At 45.9% G+C, this 19,782-nt stretch carries 17 protein-coding genes; 7 read left to right on the plus strand and 10 right to left on the minus strand.

What is annotated here, in order from left to right:
- Positions 1–75: 75 nt before the first annotated feature.
- From NSB28_RS13265 to NSB28_RS13275, 3 genes are all read right to left on the minus strand, one after another.
- Entirely contained in the window at positions 76–1,191 is a 1,116-nt protein-coding gene (locus NSB28_RS13265) for an aldo/keto reductase (protein ID WP_109625804.1), read from the minus strand.
- A gap of 242 nt (positions 1,192–1,433) precedes the next feature.
- Positions 1,434–2,267, minus strand: coding sequence for an alpha/beta hydrolase (locus NSB28_RS13270; RefSeq protein WP_109625805.1), 834 nt, complete (start codon positions 2,265–2,267; stop codon positions 1,434–1,436).
- Between the two features lie 321 nt (positions 2,268–2,588).
- Positions 2,589–4,016 (minus strand): DUF6612 family protein, encoded by a 1,428-nt coding sequence (locus NSB28_RS13275; protein ID WP_109625806.1) that lies wholly within the window; start codon positions 4,014–4,016, stop codon positions 2,589–2,591.
- A gap of 228 nt (positions 4,017–4,244) precedes the next feature.
- On the opposite strand from NSB28_RS13275, the gene NSB28_RS13280 reads away from it, so the two are divergent.
- From NSB28_RS13280 to NSB28_RS13310, 7 genes are read left to right on the plus strand one after another with little or no spacing between them, the layout of a single operon-like run.
- Entirely contained in the window at positions 4,245–4,949 is a 705-nt protein-coding gene (locus NSB28_RS13280; RefSeq protein WP_109625807.1) for a lantibiotic protection ABC transporter ATP-binding protein, read from the plus strand.
- A complete protein-coding gene (locus tag NSB28_RS13285) occupies positions 4,949–5,710 on the plus strand; it encodes a lantibiotic immunity ABC transporter MutE/EpiE family permease subunit (protein WP_109625808.1) in 762 nt (253 codons plus the stop codon). The genes NSB28_RS13280 and NSB28_RS13285 overlap by 1 nt, the downstream gene beginning before the upstream one ends.
- Positions 5,707–6,435: a lantibiotic immunity ABC transporter MutG family permease subunit gene (locus tag NSB28_RS13290; protein WP_109625809.1), complete on the plus strand. Its 729-nt coding sequence runs from the start codon at positions 5,707–5,709 to the stop codon at positions 6,433–6,435. Before NSB28_RS13285 ends, NSB28_RS13290 begins: the two co-directional genes overlap by 4 nt.
- Before the next feature lie 16 nt (positions 6,436–6,451).
- Positions 6,452–7,126, plus strand: coding sequence for a response regulator transcription factor (locus NSB28_RS13295; protein ID WP_109625810.1), 675 nt, complete (start codon positions 6,452–6,454; stop codon positions 7,124–7,126).
- Positions 7,102–8,454 carry a sensor histidine kinase gene (locus NSB28_RS13300; protein ID WP_109625811.1) on the plus strand — a complete coding sequence of 451 codons (1,353 nt, stop codon included), beginning with the start codon at positions 7,102–7,104 and terminating at the stop codon, positions 8,452–8,454. The genes NSB28_RS13295 and NSB28_RS13300 overlap by 25 nt, the downstream gene beginning before the upstream one ends.
- A 35-nt stretch (positions 8,455–8,489) precedes the next feature.
- Entirely contained in the window at positions 8,490–9,323 is an 834-nt protein-coding gene (locus tag NSB28_RS13305; protein WP_109625812.1) for a helix-turn-helix domain-containing protein, read from the plus strand.
- 35 nt (positions 9,324–9,358) lie between these two features.
- Positions 9,359–9,766: a VOC family protein gene (locus NSB28_RS13310; protein WP_109625813.1), complete on the plus strand. Its 408-nt coding sequence runs from the start codon at positions 9,359–9,361 to the stop codon at positions 9,764–9,766.
- Positions 9,767–9,841: 75 nt separating this feature from the next.
- On the opposite strand, the gene NSB28_RS13315 is transcribed toward NSB28_RS13310, so the two are convergent.
- From NSB28_RS13315 to NSB28_RS13345, 7 genes are all read right to left on the minus strand, one after another.
- Complete coding sequence (locus NSB28_RS13315) at positions 9,842–11,053, minus strand: DUF4185 domain-containing protein (protein ID WP_109625814.1); 1,212 nt, start codon at positions 11,051–11,053, stop codon at positions 9,842–9,844.
- A gap of 11 nt (positions 11,054–11,064) precedes the next feature.
- Complete coding sequence (locus NSB28_RS13320) at positions 11,065–11,904, minus strand: carbohydrate ABC transporter permease (protein ID WP_109625815.1); 840 nt, start codon at positions 11,902–11,904, stop codon at positions 11,065–11,067.
- The gene (locus NSB28_RS13325; protein WP_109625816.1) at positions 11,901–12,755 is read right to left on the minus strand and encodes a carbohydrate ABC transporter permease; all 855 of its coding nucleotides are present in this window, start codon (positions 12,753–12,755) and stop codon (positions 11,901–11,903) included. The genes NSB28_RS13320 and NSB28_RS13325 overlap by 4 nt, the downstream gene beginning before the upstream one ends.
- 95 nt (positions 12,756–12,850) lie before the next feature.
- Entirely contained in the window at positions 12,851–14,101 is a 1,251-nt protein-coding gene (locus NSB28_RS13330; protein ID WP_109625817.1) for an ABC transporter substrate-binding protein, read from the minus strand.
- Between the two features lie 101 nt (positions 14,102–14,202).
- Entirely contained in the window at positions 14,203–16,260 is a 2,058-nt protein-coding gene (locus NSB28_RS13335; RefSeq protein ID WP_109625818.1) for an alpha-amylase family protein, read from the minus strand.
- 117 nt (positions 16,261–16,377) lie between these two features.
- On the minus strand, positions 16,378–17,976 hold the full coding sequence (locus NSB28_RS13340) for a response regulator transcription factor (protein ID WP_257497789.1): 1,599 nt from the start codon (positions 17,974–17,976) through the stop codon (positions 16,378–16,380).
- Positions 17,969–19,759 carry a sensor histidine kinase gene (locus tag NSB28_RS13345; RefSeq protein WP_187374390.1) on the minus strand — a complete coding sequence of 597 codons (1,791 nt, stop codon included), beginning with the start codon at positions 19,757–19,759 and terminating at the stop codon, positions 17,969–17,971. The genes NSB28_RS13340 and NSB28_RS13345 overlap by 8 nt, the downstream gene beginning before the upstream one ends.
- Positions 19,760–19,782 lie beyond the last annotated feature (23 nt).

Genomic DNA, 19,782 nt, shown 5'->3' on the forward strand with positions numbered 1-19,782 from the left:
AAAAAACTCAAGATACATAGTAAACAAAGATTTTAGATTTCTGAGGAATCTTTTATTCGGATTGACTGAGGGCTGCTATTTATCAAATAATTCAGACACCTGTTTCATATAGTCAATAATAGTCAGATGCTGGGGACAGTGGCTCTCGCACTGGCCGCATTCTACACAGTCGCCTGCCAGACCGCTCTTTCCCTCATGATTCTTATAGTAGAATACAGAGTTCGACTGGTCGCCAAACTGCTTATATGCATTATACAGTGCAAAATACTTTGGTATTGGGATTTCTTTTGGACATCCTTCAACGCAGTACTGACACCCGGTACATGGAATAGCTATACTGCTGTTAATGATTTCCGTCACTTTCTGTATTATTCCCATCTCTTCTTCATTCAATGGCACAAAGCCGGCCATATATGAGGTATTGTCCAGAAGCTGGTCATAGTTGGACATACCTGAGAGGACCATCATGACATCAGGCTGGCTGGCAGCAAACCTGACAGCCCAGGATGCGGGTGATGCATCAGGCGCATAAAACTTCATGAGCTCCTCTGCCGCCTCAGGCACCGCCGCCAGCGTCCCCCCTTTTACGGGTTCCATGACGATCACGGGTTTCCCATGCTTTTTACACACTTCATAACACTCTCTTGACTGAATATTTACACTGTCCCAGTCCAGATAGTTCAGCTGCAGCTGGACAAATTCTGTCTCCGGGTGCGCCTCCAGGATCTCATCCAGAAGTACGGCATTATCATGATAGGAAAATCCTATTTTTCTGATCCTGCCCTCTTCCTTTTTCTTACTGATGAAGCCAAATGCATCCAGCTTCTCTACCATCCTGTAGTTAGCGTCATTCAGACAGTGCAGCAGATAATAGTCAAAATAATCCACTCCGCACTTTTCCAGCTGCTCCCCAAAGATCCGCTCCATGGCTTCTTCCTCTGTGATCATTGCCATGGGCAGCTTTGTAGCCAGTGTATAGCTGTCTCTTGGATGGCGTTTTACAAGCGCCTCCCTCACCGCCGTTTCACTGGCATAATCATGATACATATATGCCGTATCAAAATAAGTAAAACCTTTCTCCAGAAAGGTGTCCGTCATCCTGCACATCTGTTCCAGATCAATGCTTTTCTGATCTTCCGGATCTGTCAGCGGCAGTCTCATGCATCCAAAACCTAATTTCTTTTGTTCCATTTCTGATTCCCCCTTTTTCTAACAGTATTATAGTTCATTGTATAAACAAATAAAACGTATTATCGTGACATCTTTTTGTAGTATCTTGTTATCGTTACTATTCATACGTCACCGTCCCGCGAGGTGTTTTCGTGCATATTTTGCACGAAAATCCCGAGGGCTGCAGCGCGAAACGGCGCTTTTGGCCGTTTCTGTGCATCGCAAAGCGTGTTACTGGTCACGGAGTGAACAGTATCTTGTTATCAGATTCCTACATTTCCGCTGCTCAGTCCTGCTGAATCTTCCTCCAGTGGGAGCCAGTCAATGACCTTCTTAATATAACGGTTCCAAAAATCCCATTCGTGCGCACCCGTTCCTTCCTCATATGTAACTTTCACACCGATCTCATCCAGATATGATTTATAGGCCCGGTTAGCTGCCAGCAGGGAATCTTCAATCCCGCAGGCCATAAATATCTTTGGAATCTCACTGCCTCGGTCTTTCAGTTCTTTTGCCAGCCATTCCGGATCTTTATCACTGCCCTTTACCTGGCCAAGATTTCCAAATATTCCTTCTGCATATGCCCTTCCCTCCAGAAAGAAGGGTGTGTCGTCTTTCCTGCCATCTATGCCTTTTGTGATCAGGGCAGAGGAGAGGCCGGCAATACAGCCGAAGGTATCATGGTACTTCAGTCCGTTTCTGATCGCTCCGTATCCGCCCATAGACAGCCCGGCGATAAAGGTATCCTCCCTCCTGCGGCTAAGCGGAAACATTCTTCTTGTTATCTCCACCAGCTCTTTTCCGATAAATTCTCCATAATAATTATTTACTCCTGGCTGGTCCACATAAAACATATTGTCAGCTGAGGGCATCACTACTGCCAGATCCTTTTCCTCAGCCCATCTCTGGATACATGTGTTAGATACCCAGTCTGTATAATTTCCAAACACACCGTGGAGCAGATATAATGTTTTAAACGGGCGTTCCTCTTTCACCGGCATACCGGGAAATGGCAGTTTGTCTGCCGGCAGTATCACATTAACCGTCACTGTCCTCATCAGCGATCCTGACATAAAATTCACTTGTATCAGAGCCATATAATTCGTCCTCCTGTCCAAAGACCTGTTCTTATTTATTTTATTATCCAGTTATTAATCATCCAGCCGGAAAGACCTGCGCCTCTCCAAAAAATCTGCCGCCAGGCCTGCCCATTGTGAAGTTTCCCGGCTCATCTGTCTCCCTTCCCCTGCTGAATAATTACCATTTTTATACTATGTAGCTTACCACAAATATCGAAAGTAAAGTTACACTATTACGACTTCTTTTTTTCACTTTTGGGACTTTTATCTTACAATATAAGGAACCGGTGCCCCAGCATAAATATGCTGGCACACCGGCCTGATTGCTAAACTTATATATTATTCAAATTTCCTGATAGTGATTCCACTTACTTTACCTGTCTCATTATCAATTGTAATATCCATACCGTTCCTATAACTGTCAGAATTGTAGTAGTACATGCTGGTGATGGAATCTCCCTCATATGCATCCTGGGGATTTCCGTAAGCGCTCAAAACCTCTTCCTTTGTAGATCCAAGTGTGATCCCGCCCGGATATACAATACTCATCTTGCTGCCCTCAAGGAACCAGTCATCACTTCCGATACTGGCAACCTTGCACTCAGGTATTGAGAGAGGTCCGTCTGTAGTATTCAGGAAATCTACAGAGATCAGGGCGCCATTCTTATCAGCAAGATAGCCATACTCGTATTCTCCCTTGTTTACTATATATTCCGGGTCTGTATCCTCATCAAGCGTATAACCCAGTGCCTTAAGCTCTGCAAAATTACATGGAAGAGTTATTTTCGTATTATTAAATAACACTTCATATGTCTGCCAGCCTGTATCACTGGCCGGTGCAGCTTTTTCAGTCTCTATTGTGGCCAGTTTTTCTGTACCTGCTGCCGGCTGAGTCCCAGCAGCTTCTGTTGACATCTCAGTTGTCTCTGTGCTTGCTGTTGCCTTGACAGCCTCTTCCGGAACTACGATCTCATCTACATCATCAAAGCTGTCATAAGTAATTGCAAACCGGAATTTATCCAGAGACACATCTTCCGTATTGTCTTCACTGGCTATTATTGCCCACTGCATAGCCTCTGTAAAATCGATCTCCAAAAGAGCCGGCATCAATGTATCTGCGTAAATGCATACTGTTACAGGAACTTTTGAGGTGCCTACCTCTACATCCCCCATCATATCCTCAATGCTGTCAGCTGCATCACCTGCTGAATCCAGTAAGCCGAGCAGATTCTCAGCACCAAACTTGCCTCTTAATTCATAACAGTCTCTCTCGTTTACCTGAACAGGCTCCTGGGAAATTTCAAAAGCATCCGCATCTGATGCAAGATCCTTAAATGCTGTGATCTCAGAACCTGCAGAATTACCTTCTGTGTGCTCCTTTGACCACAATCCATTAACTAATGTATATGAGACATAGTCATCTCCTTCTGCCACGGTATAATTTTCCATATCAACAGACATATTAGTACCCAACACAGACATTCCTATATTGCCATTGATATGTGCGGCCTCCGGGTCCTGGGTCACTTCCATGTCTATATCAAGTTCCATGGTCACGGTCCCCTTCTGCCCTTCAGTAATTTCACCGGTCATCGCCAGTTCCATTGCCATATTACCAGTAAATGATCCTATTCCAGCCATATTCTCCGAGGCGCTGTTCAGCAGTTCTGCAGATGTGGCCTCTTTACTGAATCCAGAAAAAACTAACATACCTGCACAGAGCAGTGCTGCCGCTGATACAGTCTTAGGATTTAAATTTTTTCCCATATCCTATTCTCCTTTAACTTAAACTATAAGGTACTTTCTTGGTACCTTTTTATTCTATCAGATATTTTAAGGCAGTACAAGCGTTTTGTATGCATTTTTATGCATTTTACAATAAATACAGACCTCCTTATAAAATCTTTAAAAATAGCTGTTAACATAACAATAACAAGCCGGCAGCTAAATATTAACCCAAGGCTGGCTGAAGCCAGAGTATAAAAGGAGAAAATTATGGGAAATGAGTACATTATAGAAGCTAATCACGTTTCTAAGAAATTCAAAAAGGCATATGCAATAAATGATCTGTCTATATCTGTACGAAAAAATTCAGTCTACGGATTACTGGGACCTAACGGCGCCGGCAAATCAACGTTATTGAAAATGATAACAGGAATTGTCAGACCAACTTCCGGTGAAATATTATTTGACAATCATCCCTGGACCCGGAAAGATTTATTAAATATTGGTTCATTAATCGAGTCTCCACCGCTGTATGAGAATCTAACGGCATTTGAGAATCTGAAGGTCAGGGCTGCTCTTATGGGAACCGGGATTGATAAATGTAATGAAATATTACAAAAGATGGATCTGGCGGATACTAAAAACAAAAAGACATCCGATTTTTCCCTGGGGATGAAACAGCGGCTGGGTATAGCATTGGCGCTTCTGAACAGCCCTCAATTATTAGTCCTGGATGAACCTACAAATGGGCTGGACCCTTTTGGTATTGAGGAATTAAGGACGATGATCCGGTCGTTTGCAGAATCCGGGATCTCTGTCATTATATCCAGCCATATATTAAGCGAAGTACAGCAAGTTGCCGATGACATCGGAATCATATATAATGGGTCGCTCTTATACCAGGATAATATCGATGCGAGCGAAAACCTGGAACAATTATTTATGGAAATCATCAGAAAGGAGCGTGCATCCTGATGCTGCAGACATATCTTAAAGCAGAAAACATGAAATTTAAACGATCCCTGTTCCGGAAACTGATTCTGTTGGTTCCGGCAGCTTTGATTTTGACATCAGTAGTATTGATGTATGTTGGTATGGGGCTGGACGGCTTCTCCAGTGTTATGGTCTGCAATTGGTGCATGCCTGTTGCGTCTTTGTCCGTTGTGTTCTTATGCCATTTAGTGAACAATAAAGATCAAAAGCACCAGTACAGGACTCTTTACAGCCTGCCCATCAGCCTGAAGAAGACATTTATTTCTAAGACAATTTTGACGGCCCTTAATCTTTTGGTCATATCACTGTTGCTGTCTCTTGTCACTGTTATCTCTGAATGTATATCATCAGGCACTTTGGCCCCGGCCGGTCTCACAGGATATTATATTATGGGTTACTGCTTATTGTGGTTCTCTTTACTATGGCAGATTCCTTTCTGTTTATTTCTGGACCAAAAAGTGGGATTTACCTGTTCTGTAATCATAAATTTGTTCGCCAGTGCACTCGGCGGCCTGTTTCTTTATCTGACTCCTGTATTTTGGTTCTTTCCATACAGCTGGACAGCCAGGTTTATGGTCACACTATTTGGAGTTACCACAAACGGTCTGCCAGCCTCCCCAGGCTCCAGATTGCTTTTAAGCTTAGGTGAAAGTCTGCTGCTGTTATTAATATCTATAACTGCTGTATTCCTTCTCTCCGCCTTGTTTTCACGCTGGTATAGAAAGCAGGTGTACCGCAGATGATCATAAGAGAATTTATATCAGATTTTACAAAAATCAAACGGACACCCTGGATTTTATTGCATTTGTCACTGCCAATCGTGATAACTGCGCTATTTCTGGCTTACTACGCTTTTGCCGGATACCGCATTATCCCTGATGTCCGGTCATTTTTCATCTTACTGCAAATAGGGTATCCAATATTTATCAGTATTGCCGTGCCGGTTTTCATCCACCTGGACAAGAATATAAACGGCATTCAAAATTCTCTTGGTCTGGTGGAATCACGAAGCTGCGTATATCTTGGAAAATTATTCTTTATGCTGTTTTTTTCAGCTATAAGTATGATACTATATGAAGTGTGCTTCTGCATTGGAGTCAATATGTTTCTGGATATAAGCATTACCGGATTCAGTACCTATGCATCAATATTTTGTATATTTTTATTTGACAGCTTATTTATATATTTACTCCATATACCGTTAGCTTTCCGGTTTGGTTCCAGTATCTCTGTTTTGCTGGGGATATCAGGCACAATTTTAGCGGGCCTCTTTGAAAATCCCATCGGTGATAAAATCTGGCCGGTCATTCCCTGGGAATGGGGAGTCCAGTTTTTAAAGAATTATCTGGGGTTTTCAAATGCCCCTGTTTTTCCCGGAATTATTTCTATGGTTATTATGACTTTGACTGCTCTTGCTGTGTCTATACTATGGTTCAGCAAGTGGGAAGGCAAAGTCTTACAAGAATAAAATAGGAGAACTAGCTATGCCGAAACTCTTAGTTGTCGATGATGACCTTGATATGCTGGCGCTGGTACGTACAGCTCTTGAAAAGGACGGCCACCAGGTAGACACCGAGGCGGATGCCTCAGCTGTAACTCCAGCCAGATGCCGTCTGTACGATCTTCTGCTGCTTGATGTGATGATGCCAGGTGAAGATGGATTTTCCCTCTGCAGCCGTATACGCTCCGAGGTGGACTGCCCCATCCTGTTCCTGACAGCCAAAGCGGAAGACTCTGCCCTTGTACAGGGCTTTGGCCTGGGCGCTGATGATTACATTAAAAAACCTTTCAGCATTGCAGAACTGCGTGCACGTGTAAACGCCCATCTGCGGAGGGAAATACGCCAGCCGTCACATACGCTGAACCGGTGCGGCGTGCGCTTTGACATGCAGGCAAAAGCTGCGGCGGCAGGCGGACACACTCTGCCCTTTACTAAGGGAGAATACGCCATCTGTGAGCATCTGGCCCTGCATGCCGGACAGGTGTTTACTAAAGAACAATTATATGAGGCCATTTTCGGCTTTGACGCCGAGGGTGATTCCTCATCTATTGCGGAGCATATCAAAAATATCCGCTCTAAATTAAAGGACAGGGACTTAAGCCCCATAGAAACTGTTTGGGGGGTGGGCTATAAATGGCGAAAAGACAACGTTCTGTGAGCCTTTCCTTCGTTCTTCTGCGATTTGCCATAGTCATGCTGGGCTGTATGCTGTTATGCTGCCTGGCATGGTACGTCATCCAGGTGCGTCTTCAAAACACAGGTGTCATTTATCAGGGAGCCGTCTCCAACCAGCAGGCGGAGAAAATGCTGTCAGGAGACCCGGAAACCTTTATTTCCCCCGGAGATGATTTTCTGCCGGAGTACGCTTTGTTTGACAAAAACGGCAGGCTGCTGGAAAGCAGCACAGACGGAAAGAAGCTAAAGAGCCTAGCCGGCAAGTTACAAGGGGAACTAAACGACATACATTTTCTCCGCCATACTTATGCGGATGGAAGTACAGTGATCTTACGCTGGCATTACAGAGCGGAATTTGCCGACCCTGTGCTGCGCAATATGCTGCCCCCAGCTGAATATCTGGGATTAGCCGCACTTGGTGCGGCATTGCTGCTCTGCCTGGTGTTTAACATTCTGTGGCTCCGGGGCTGTCTGGCTTCAAGACTGAAGCTGTTCAGCGAAGTAAGTGCGAAGGTCGGCGCGCAGGAACTGGATTTTGTAATCCCCCACGCAGGCATAAAGGAATATGACCGGGCGCTGGATGCTATGGAGCATATGAGGGAGGCATTGTATGATTCCCTGTCCTCCCAGTGGGCTGCACAGCAAAAACGTGAGGCGGAAATAGCTGCACTGGCGCATGATCTAAAAACGCCCCTTACCCTGACGGGAGGAAACGCAGAGCTTCTTTTGGAAGAAGAGCTGCCCAAAAACTGCCGGAAAATGGCAGAAACTATAGCGGCAAGCAATGAACGGGCCAAACAGTATGTTGCCGCCCTTCTCGAAACCTCCGCAGGCGCGGATGAGTCTTTTGAAATCGTCTGCCTGCCCGCCATGTTTAATGAACTTTTCCAGAGTTCAAAGTCCATAGCAGAATCCAGGGGCGTTTCCCTGCAGATCATAAATAGACTGGAGGGAAAAGCATCCATTCAAAAGGATCATTTACTACGTGCCATAGGCAATGTGGTGCAGAATGCCATCGAGCACACACCGGCTGGCAGATGTGTTTATTTGGAAGGCAGTATGACAGATGGAGGCTGGCAGGTCACTGTGCGTGATGAAGGCCCGGGCTTTGGTACGGCTGCTTTGCATCATGCTGCAGAGCGCCTGTGGCGTGATGATGCTGCGCGCAGCGCCGACGGCCACAATGGCCTTGGCCTGTGGTTTGCATCACAGGTAATAAAAGCACATGCCGGACACCTGGAACTGGGCAACTGCAGTTCCGGAGGGTTAGTCACCATCCGGTTCCTAAATAACATTAATTTAAATCATTGATTTTCCTTAGTAAATACAAAAAGGACATGTCTGTAATGATAAATAGAAGCAGTTTAATGAATATATCCGGGAACAGAAAGATACTTACCCGCGAAGAAGATTTTGCCTATTTGCTGCCCTGTGAGCAGCTTCAGATCTTAATATCAAATTTCACGGTCAGCTTCCCTGATAAATCAACAATATCGGATGATTATACCGTTATGCCTCATGGAAGCGTTACGCTCGTGCTATTTAGTTATGAAACCGTACTTTATAGTTTTTTATTCGGTCCATTAACAAAGCCAGCAAGAGTAGGCGATATTGCAAATAAATGCGATGTTATTTTTATCATAGAATTTCAGCCGGCAGGTTTTTATCCCTTTGTAAAAATAAACCAAAAGGAACTGACTGATAAGATCCTGCCTTTCTCACAGGTTCACAGTTCATTGGATAATGCAATGAGAAAACTTCTTTTAAGTGCCTTATCTGTAGATGAATTATTATCTGAGGCGGAAAAATATCTGATCCTGAATATTCAGTTCCAGTATCCCGGGGAGCTTGAACATGCTATGAATACCATTATACAGATGGAGGGTGTTCTGACATCTGCAGAGATTATAAATAATGTTTTTTATAGTCCAAGGCATCTGAACCGGCTGTTTAACCAGTATCTCGGCATGAGCATGAAATCCTTCTCCAGGCTGGTGAGGATAAATAAATCTATTCAGCTTTTGAATGAAAAGACAAATTCATTAGCTTTCATATGTGAGAAACTCGGCTATTATGATGTTTCTCACTTTGTAAAAGACTTCAGGATCGTATGTGGTGTGACTCCCCAGGAATACAGAACAAACATGTCCGATTTTTACAGTGAAATAGCAAAATACTGATTTATAATAAAAATAAAACGAAAGGAACTGTAAAAATGAAATTTGATCAAACAACAATCCGTATACTGGTACGGAAAAATTATGGAGAATGTTTCGACTTCTATACTGAAAAAATGGGCCTGGTTCCAGTTTGGGGGGACAGAAACGGTCCCTATACTTCTTTTGCCGTAAGCGACGGCATGCCCCCTTGCTTTGCCATCTTTTCTGGTGAGAATATGCCCATGTTCCGGGGATATGAGCAGCCTGACTCCTGCTCACAGCCGGATACAGTTGTGGCAGTCATCCCTTCTCCTGACTTAGACGGGGACTACCTGCGTCTGAAGGAAACTGGCGTGACGTTTCTTGGCGAACCCCAGTACATTGAAGAATGGGGAATGCGCTGTACTTATTTTAGAGACCCGGAAGGCAATCTGTTTGAACTGAATGATGACAGCGGTGTATAAAAAAAATACAAGTTCAGCTTTATCTTAAACCAAAAAGGGGGCTATCCGATATTAACCGGAGCCCCCAGTCCAAAACTAAATGTCAAGAAACTCAAAATACCGCGCCCCAAGAGGAAACGATCTATCCTCTCTGCACATGACAGCCATCTTCTGTACAACAAAATTATAATCATCCCAGGAGCCAGAGGATACCATACACATTAAACGGCCGTCCCCGCTCATCCATTTTGTGGGGAAGGACGGCTGGTAGTCCCCGTATGTCCCCCAGTTGTCATCACGGTAAAACAGTTTCCATGGCCCCCATGGATGTTCTGATTCATATAAGGTAAGCTGGCTGATATGTGATTGGGGCCATTTCATCTGATGTACAGGCCTGGGCAGCAGCTCTTCATCCACGAACCCGTAATTTCCCATGATATACCTGCCGATTCCCGGATTGTAAGATACATGGTTCTCACCTGTCATTTTATAATACTGGAAGACCGGCACAGCCTTATCCTCTGATTTATCCCAGCAGGCGTTGTCATCTCCTCCTGCATAAAATTCCCATTCCTCCCTCTGCAATATCTTTTCCTTTAATACTCTTCCCAGAAGCAGCCCGTCCCCGTTCTCCCAGTAGCTGCACCCGTCTTCATCGTATGGAAAATAAGCATATACGTATCCGTCCCTGGCACCCCTGTAGCCTCTTCCAAACTGCAGGAAATGGCACGACGAGAGCTTTCCTGTAAAAAAGTCAGGCGGTGTGGCATCCGTATTCCATGTCTTTCCGCAGTCATCTGATGTCACGATCCACCCGTGCAGGTTTTTCTGCCTGTTGAATCTGGGGCAGTCTCCATAATTATGGATCTCAACTGACATAAAAAGTTTCCCTCCTATGTCCAGCAGCCCCGCAGGCTTGATTCCCTCTGCGCTTTTATCAAGGGCATATTCCCTGTACTTTACCGGTTCCGGATTCTGCACATCCAGGGTCCAGTCACCCGTATTTGTGAGCTTCCCGAAGTCAAGTGAATCTGTCCTGGCTCCGAATGCTCCTGATGATGATATCTTCCAGAAATTCATAGGCACGCCTTTGTTATCTCCGGCAGCCCCGTAAAGGCAGCCGTCCTCTGCCCAGGTGACAGGCCACATATCTCCCTCGCCGCAGTGATACCTGACCCTGTCAAATTTTACTCCTGTAATATAATCTGATCCGGGGAACGGCGGCTCTGCCCGGGGATACTTTATATATCCAAAATCCTCCCCCTCCAGCCCTGTACACTTCTTTATCTCTCTGTATCCTTCTCCCATAAATTTCTCCCCTATCCTTTCACTGCGCCGGCCATTACGCCGCCTATGATATACTTCTGCATGAGCAGGTAAAGTATAATGATCGGGATCATTGCCATTACAAAGGCTGCAAACGCCATATTTAATTCAATATTATATTCTCCAAAGAAAAAGTATTGTGTCAGCGGTATGGTCCTGACCTCCGGCCTCTGGGCTATGATCAGGGATGTTGTAAAGTCATTCCACACAGTCAGCGCGTTCAGCACAAGCGTTGAGGATATGATTGGCTTCATGAGCGGGAATACGATCTTCCAGAAGGTATAGAACTTGCCTGCGCCGTCAATGTAGGCCGCTTCCTCCATCTCCACAGGTATTGTCCTGATAAATCCCACATACACAAAGATATTATATGCTGTCTGAAATCCGCTGATGGTCAGGATCAGGCCGATCCTCGTATTCAGCAGCCCCATATTCTTCAGCTGTACATAGAGCGGCATCATCACTACCTGGAAAGGAAGCATGATAGCTGCCAGGAAAAAGTAGTACATTCCCGAATACAGCCTGGACTTTAAATTTCTGGCGATCACATATGCTGCCATAGTACATACCACCATGAGAATGAGCACACAGGCAGCTGTCACTATCACGCTGTTCTTCGCGGCGCTAAAAAAATTTGAGACTCTGACAGCTTCTGTGAAGTTCTCCCAGTATATCCCTGTGGGGAATGCCAGCCCTGTTTTGATAGTTTCCTCAGGAGATTTTACCGCATATACGATGGAAATATAAAATGGTGCAATAAAAAACATGATAACAGTTAACTTTAAAAGAAAAAATATGACAGGCTTGGGGCCTGTTATTTTACGCTTTGTCATAGATCCACCTCCCGCCTTCTGAGGAAGAATGTCACAATGCCTGTTATGACCACAATGGCCGCCATCATGACAATAGCTGCCGCCTGTCCGTAACCGGCTTTATTATATGGGAAGGTGTAATTATAGACATACAGTGCAAACGTCTCTGATGCCCGCCCGGGGCCCCCATGGGTCACTGTCATTGCATAGTCAAATACTTTCAGGCCCCACCCCAGGAATAAGGTGATATTAATGGTCATGGCCGGAGCTATCATGGGAAGGGTCACATACCGGAATTTAGTAAAAGGCCCGGCCCCGTCAATCTCTGCCGCCTCGTAGTATGTATCTGAGATGGCATTCAGGCCCGCCAGATAGATCAGCATGGCATACCCTATATCACGCCACATGCCCATTATGCAGATACCCAGCATAACTGTCTTCTTATTGCCCAGAAGGCTCTTGATGCCCAGCAGCTCATAAAATACATCGCTGTAGATATAGGACCAGATAAACCCTGTCAGAACAAGGCTGATAATAAAGGGCATGAAGACAAATGTCCTGAAAATACGGTTTACCCTGGTATTTTTCTTTAATGCCATAGCCAGCAGGAGTCCGAACAGATTGTTCCCGATCACTGTCACAGCTGTAAAAAATAAAGAATTCTTAATTGGTTCTCCAATCGTAGGGTCTTTAAATATCTTCAGGTAATTCTTCATCCCCACAAAATTATATACTTCCGAAAAACCGTCCCAGTCTGTAAAGGAAATCTTCGCCCCGCTGATAAAGGGCAGGACCACCATGGTGCCGAACAGCAGCAGTGCGGGCAGAAGAAATGCCAGATTGGTCAGTCTCTTTTTCAATTTTATTGTCATGGCTGCACTCCTCTTAAACCGAATGCCGCAAGGGTATATGAACCGCTGCGGCATCCTTCTCTTTTACGGGCAGTGTAATTTGCCCTGGTTACATATTAATCGATCGCTGCAAACTGCTCGTCCAGCTTTTCGATATATTCATCCACATTTCTCTCCTCGTCTGCGGCAAATTCTTCCTGCCATGTCCTGAATGTAGAGTTCTGCTGCCCTACGAAGATCTCTCTGCTTTCATAGTTATAATAATTTCCTTCTTCAATAATGCTGACCCAGTCTTTAATAAGCGGAGACATATCTGCTGTGTCATCGCCTGCCTGGAACGGCACGAAGGCTGCATACTTACTCATGATGGCCACACCTTCATCAGAGGTCAGGAACTCAATAAAATGGATGGCTTCTTCTTTATGTTCAGATGCGCTTGTCACCATATAGCAGCCTGCAGGAGCGATTCCCAGAACAGCATTGCCTTCTGTATTTCCCGGAAGTGCAAAGAATCCAATCTCATTGTCAGCGCCGGCGTTGATAAACTCTGTAACGTCCCATGTACCGCCGATGAACATCCCGGCTTTTCCATTGATCAGCATTGCCCTTGCCTTTGCAGCGTCTGTTCCGAACTCATCGCCGCTCTCAAAAGAAAGCCTCTCAGCTGTACGCTCCATCACTTCCTTAAATCCCGGATAATCAGCAAATTTCTTTTCCCCAACAGCTATCTTTTCAAAGAAATCAGGGTTTTCCTCCAGGAATGTTCCATACAGGTCAGCCTGGATCTCACACTGTGCCGGCCAGCCATCCTGGAATCCTCTTGCAAATGCATAGATGCCTGTATCCTGGATCTTCTGGGCTGCAGCCATCATCTCCTCATGAGTCTTGGGGATCTCAATTCCATTATCCTCAAATACCTTCTTGTTGTAGAAGACACCCATGCCGTCACCGCTGTACGGCACTGAATATACCTTTCCGTCAATCTTCATGGACTCGATCAGGTCAGGATCAAAATCCTTCAGGAATTCCTGATCTGTGATATCCTGGATATGGCCTGCATTTATAAGCTCTATATATCTTTTAGGGGTACCCAGGATCACGTCAGGCGCATCGCCGCCGGCCAGCTTCGTCTTGAGCATATTGTCATACTGGCTGTTGTCCAGGCCCTGAAGCTCATACTTGACGCCCGGATACTTCTCCTCCAGGGCTTTGCAGACTTCCTCCATACCGTCTCTGGATGACTGCTCCTCAATGTGGTGGAAAATAGTTACAGTAACCTCCTCACCCTCGCTGGCCTGCACGCTTGTGCCTCCCAGAAGTCCTGCAGCCATTGCCGCTGATAACATAACTGCCATTTTTTTCTTCATATATCCGTCCTCCTTTATTTTATGTTTAGATTGTACTTCTTTAAGTTCATACAAACTATTATAATTTTTTGACTTTCTATTAGATATTTTAACTCAAATTTCTAATCCCGGAACCTGATCTCAACTGCCTGATATCCTTCCAGCCTGGGCAGGGTAAACTCCACGCTCCCATCCCCTGCTCTGATATCCAGGGGCTTTCCTTCGGGAACCAGAACTGCGGATTCTGCCTCTTTGTCCAGATTCAGTTTAATATGAAGGTCACTGATCGGTATCACATCCTCTACTGTGTGCAGGTCCTCAGCAATCTTCTCAGGAATATAATGCAGCAGATGCAGGATATAACGTTTCTTCTCCTCCTGGACATTTAAGGATGCAAACAAAGTAGAAGGCCCGTCATGCACGACCATCTTCTTTCCCAACAGCTCCATGACAGCATCGTTCATCATTTCCAGGCACCATCTGGGCGCCCTGGCGTTATATATAGCAAATACCGGGCTGGCAAAATAGATCACATTTCCCCTGCGGATAATGGCAGGATCTGACAGCCTGTGTGTGGACGGCGCCTGCCTGTGGGAAGAGAAGTGTTCAAAGCTCCTGTAAAAATACGGAGGCACAAATCGTGCCATCACCTGGACATCCCCCGCGGTCCTGGCCACCTCAACTCCCTTTGCATACATGACATGCTCCGTTTTAGGAAGTCTTTTCCCTATCACCTCCCCGGGCATTATATATTCCGCATAGTCATTTGAATTTGTTATGATCCCTCTTGCCAGACCGCCTTCAGAGGTCCGAAGGGGCGCCCTCAGAGCCTCAATTCCAGTCTCCCTGCAGAGCATATACCTTTCCCCGTCTTCTGCAAAACCTGACTCAAATGTAATGATCATCCTGCCTCCTGATTCCAGATAGCTGTCCAGCTTTTTCTTCAGCCTTTCATCCACAGGAATATTGTCCGGCAGGATCAGAAGGGGATAGCGCTCAAAATCAGCCTGAGAATCAATGATATCAAACTGCAGGGCCAGCTTGTCAAACATATTTTCCAGTCCCATGAGGCTGGCATTTAAGTGCCCCCTGTCTCCCCCATGGAATTCCTCAGGTGTCAGCACAGCGGCTTCCGTGACCTGTACTGCGTCATCGCACCAGGGCTCAAGCGCTTCTACCCTTTCATATACTTTTCCGATCTTCTCGTAGAGAGGCTCCAGCAGCTTCCCGTCCGCCTCCATCTGGTCTCCCACAAGGCACTTGCAGCCCATTGCCAGCATCCTGAAGCATTCGTATTCCAGCGCTTCCTGTGTCTTAAAGGAATGAAGGTCCCCCCACTCCACGTGAAAGCCCCCTGTGTGGGATACACAGTCCAGCCCCAGTGTTCTGGCATAGCGCATAGTAACAGGAAAATGCACATACCCCCAGCCCCCCGGAATGGATTCCAGCTCCAGATGTGTATATGCATCCAGGACAGGGCGCTGCTTTACTCCTATATGGCTTGTATTATAAAAGATGCTGACATCTTTCCTGAAGCTTCTGATAAACTCACTTATCTCAAACTTAAAGTCATCTATCATTTTCTGGCCATATGCCAGGCGTCTGGCGGGATCTTTCACATCTATCCCAGCCCTCTCCATCTCCCGCCTGCACACATGGCATGAGCAGTCACGGGGATACAGGATATCCAGAAAAATGCCGTCCACGTCCAGCTCCTCCAGCAGTTCAGCGATATGCTCTTTTAAAAACTCCTTATATCCTGTATTGACGCAGAGAGTCTGGTAAAAACCTGCCTCATAAGGCTCCTGCCCTATCTGCATCCCATGCTCATCCATAGCCAGCCACTCTGGATGCTCCATGGCAGTATAATAATCCCACTGTACTGTTGTATAGACTGGCACCTTGATCCCCACCCTGTGGCATTCCTCAATCATCTCTTTTAGCATATTTTTATTTTCCAGGCCCGGATGCACTCTTTCAGGGAAACGCTTAGAGTCATAGTACAGCATCCCGTGATGGCATCTGGCAAAGCATGTCACGGAATCCACATGTGCTTTTTTCAGGACAGATGCAAACTCCCTGGCGTCAAATTCCTTTCCTACTCCGGGTATCAGCGGGCTTGTATGGAAATCCAGGTGGATCTGCCTGCCGCGCAGTTTCAGACTGTTTTTTTCTCTCATTTTTTCCTCCTCCAAATTTAAAAAGCCACAAACCACTTTTCTGGTTTGTGACTATTTTACAGGAAATCCCCTGTTCCCATCTATATATATAATTTTACTAAATATTAGTTATTTTGCCTACCTTGCCTTTTTCTTATATTCTGTGGGGGATACGCCTTCCACCTTCTTAAATACCTGGTAAAAATAAGAATAGTCTTTATAGCCCACCATTCCCCCCACCACTGTAGCCTTGCTGCCGTCCTCCAGCAGCTGCTTTGCCTTTTCCAGACGAACAGAAGTCAGTATATCGATAAAATTCATCCCTGTCTCTTTTTTCAGCAGCCTGCTCAGATAAGAAGAATTAACATTTAGGGCCTCCGCCGCTGAGGTAAGTGACAGCTCTGTATCAGAATAGCGCTCCCTGATATAGACTACCGCTTCACCGGCAATGGGGTTTTCATACTCTTTCTCCTCCCGGCTGGTCCTTTGCAGCCTCCGGGCCAGCTCCAGCAGATACTTCCTTGTCTGCCCCATATCCTCCAGCTTATTGATCTCACTCAGGATATCATTAATATTTTTCTTTCTCTCATTCCCCGGAAGCCTGCCCAGATAGTATTTCCTGTACATGGTTATGCATATCTCACTTAAAAAACACTTTATCCTGAACTCATTCCCGCAGGTGATCTGCTCCAGCTTTTCCAGCAGCTTCTCCACCTCCCGGTCAATATCCTCACTCTCCCCATGAGCAATGATCCTGTGGAAATTTTCGATATCCTTAAAGGCCGCATCTCCCTCCCCGGCCGCTGCGGTGTTATAATAGCGGCAGAAGAGCACCTGTTCCCTGGCAGAAAAAAAGTTTTCCTCCAGTATATCCAGAGCCTGATCCCTCATCTCCTTCAGATTTCCCAGTCCTTCTGAAAGGCTGCTCACAGAGAAGCATACAGAGGTGCCGCACTCCTTTTCCACTATCCCTGCCAGTTCCCTGAGCCTGTTCTTCATCCGTATATCTATCATGGAAGCACTGTCCTGCTTATCAGGAAGAAAAAGAAGCTCTATCTCCCTGCCGGAGCGCTGCTCTATACAGATACATTCCCAGGATCTTCTGCTTATGACCTCCACGATCCTTTCCAGCGCCTTCTTTCCGCACTCTTCATCAAGTGTGCGGAGCCGGCCGGCCACATAGATGCACCGTTTGTCCGCACATCCCAGAATATCTTCATACCTCTGGCCTTCCGCCCTGTGCCCCTGGGCCAGGTCCTTAAGCGCCTGTACCCTCATGACCCTGTCTGCATCCTCGATCCGCTCTTTATAATGGATATTCTCTTCCACAAGCTGTTCCTGGAAGATGCGCAGCTTTTTCTCTTTTTTGATCTCTCCGATGGCACGCTCCAGTATTTTTATGAGCTCCCCGTCCTGTATTGGTTTCAGCACAAGGTCAAAGACCCCCAGCTTGACAGCTTTCTGGGCATACTGGAAGTCATTATATCCTGTGATCAGGATGACCTTTGTCTCTATCTTCCGGTTCTTCAGATACTCCGTGACCTCAAGGCCGTCCATACCCGGCATTTTAATATCTGTCAGTATGATATCAGGGCGGTATTTTAATATGGCCTCTTTCTCTTCTATCCCATCCTCCGCCTCTGCTGCGACTACGCAGTCCAGCCGGCTCCATGGTATGGTCTTCTTCAGGGCCTCCCGTATCAGATTGTTATCATCAGCTATGACTACTTTATACATCTTCATCCCCCTCGAATATAATCGGAAGCTTCACTAAAATGGTAGTTCCTTCCTCCTCACGGCTCTCCACCATGATACCATACTCTTCACCATACAGGATCTGGAGCCTCTTATGAACCGTCCATATTCCCACATGGGAATGGCCCGATGTCTTTTCCTGCTCCACGATCATATTGTTTTCTAGCCTGTCAGGCCTGATACCCACACCGTCGTCCCTGATATAGATACAGAGGTCTTTATTGCTGCATTTGATCTCTATCTCAATCCGTCCCTTTCCGCATTTCGGCTCCAGGCCGTGTACAATGGCGTTTTCCACCAGGGGCTGAAGTATCAGCTTGGGAACAATGGCATCCAGGAGTATTTCATCTGCATTTACCTCAAACTGCAGCCTGTCCCCGTGGACTATCTGCTGGATTCCCGCATAGTCCATCACATTTTCCAGCTCCTGTCCAAGAGTGATAAACCTGTTTTCCCTGCTTATGGTATCCCTGAGATAATTCCCCAGAAGCTGGATAGCACGCGCTATTTCCTCCTCCCCATCTATCTTTGCCATGCTGTTGATGCTCTCCAGGGTGTTGTAGAGAAAATGAGGATTTATCTTTGCCTGCAGTGAATCATACTCGGACTGCAGCGCTTTGATCTCCGCGTCTTTATTCTTCAGCTTTTCCTCTGCTATATCCTCCAGCAGGCACTGGATCTCGTCTGACATCTTGTTGAACTCAATAGAAAGCTCACCGATCTCATCACGTGTGTCCGGCTCAATACGGTTGGAGAAATCCCCCTTGGAAAAGCTCTGTATCTTCTGAAGGAGCAGCTTGATGTTCTTAGACATGGTGGATGAGAGGAGTCCGGACAGTATCACAGCCAGGACGATGGCCAGGGCTGAGGCATATAAAAACGGCCTGAATATCTCCTTTGTATCAGACATCAGCCTCTCCTGATTGACTATGTTCATAATATACAGATTATCCTTCTGCGTCTTTTTGAGTGAGTAGATATATTTCTGGAACTGGTAATATATCTCCCTGTCTGACTCCTGTGACAGCTTTTCCTTTTTGATGACAGCCTCTGCAAACGCTCTGCTCTCATCATTAGTGGAGAGAAGCACGTTCCCATCCTGGTCAAGCAGGACCAGCCCGTTTATCTTATTATCTGATATACCTGCATATATTTCTTCAAAAAATCTCTTATCCACGCCGAGAGTCATGATCCCTGCCGTCTGCATGGTATTCCTGTCATATAATACGCGGCTGGCCAGGATCATCTTCTCATCATATGCATGCCATACAAGTCTGCCCCGCGCCTCAACAGCCTGGTCATACGACACAAGCTCTGCCAGCTTTTCTGATGAAGGCGCCAGGTCCTCCAGCTCCCTCATATTTGTATAAAAGCAGCCATGACTGTCCTCCACGGACACCATTTTGACCTCTGTCCTGTAATTCATCAGGTTGTAGGCATAGCTCTCTATGTATTTCTTTCTGCTGTACTGCTTTTTAACTGAATCCTTCTTGGAATCATAGTCCAGGTATTCCGATATGGCAGAGTTCATATACTGGGCTGCCGCAAAATCGCCCAGATCATTTATATGGCTGCTCAGGTTCATACTCAGCTGGTTCATAAGCTTACTGGAATAGGTTTTAAAGGAGTCAACAGCCAGCTGGCCTGAAAACCTGTAAATGGATACTCCCAGCACGAGGAAGATCAGCAGGATTATGGTCAGATTCGAATATAGGATCTTATCACGTATCTTCAGGTTTAAAAATTTTTTCCAATATTTTTTCATATTTATCCGCATTCAATATTAAT

The organism is Murimonas intestini (genome assembly GCF_024622195.1).
Classification (GTDB): Bacteria; Bacillota; Clostridia; order Lachnospirales; family Lachnospiraceae; genus Murimonas; species Murimonas intestini.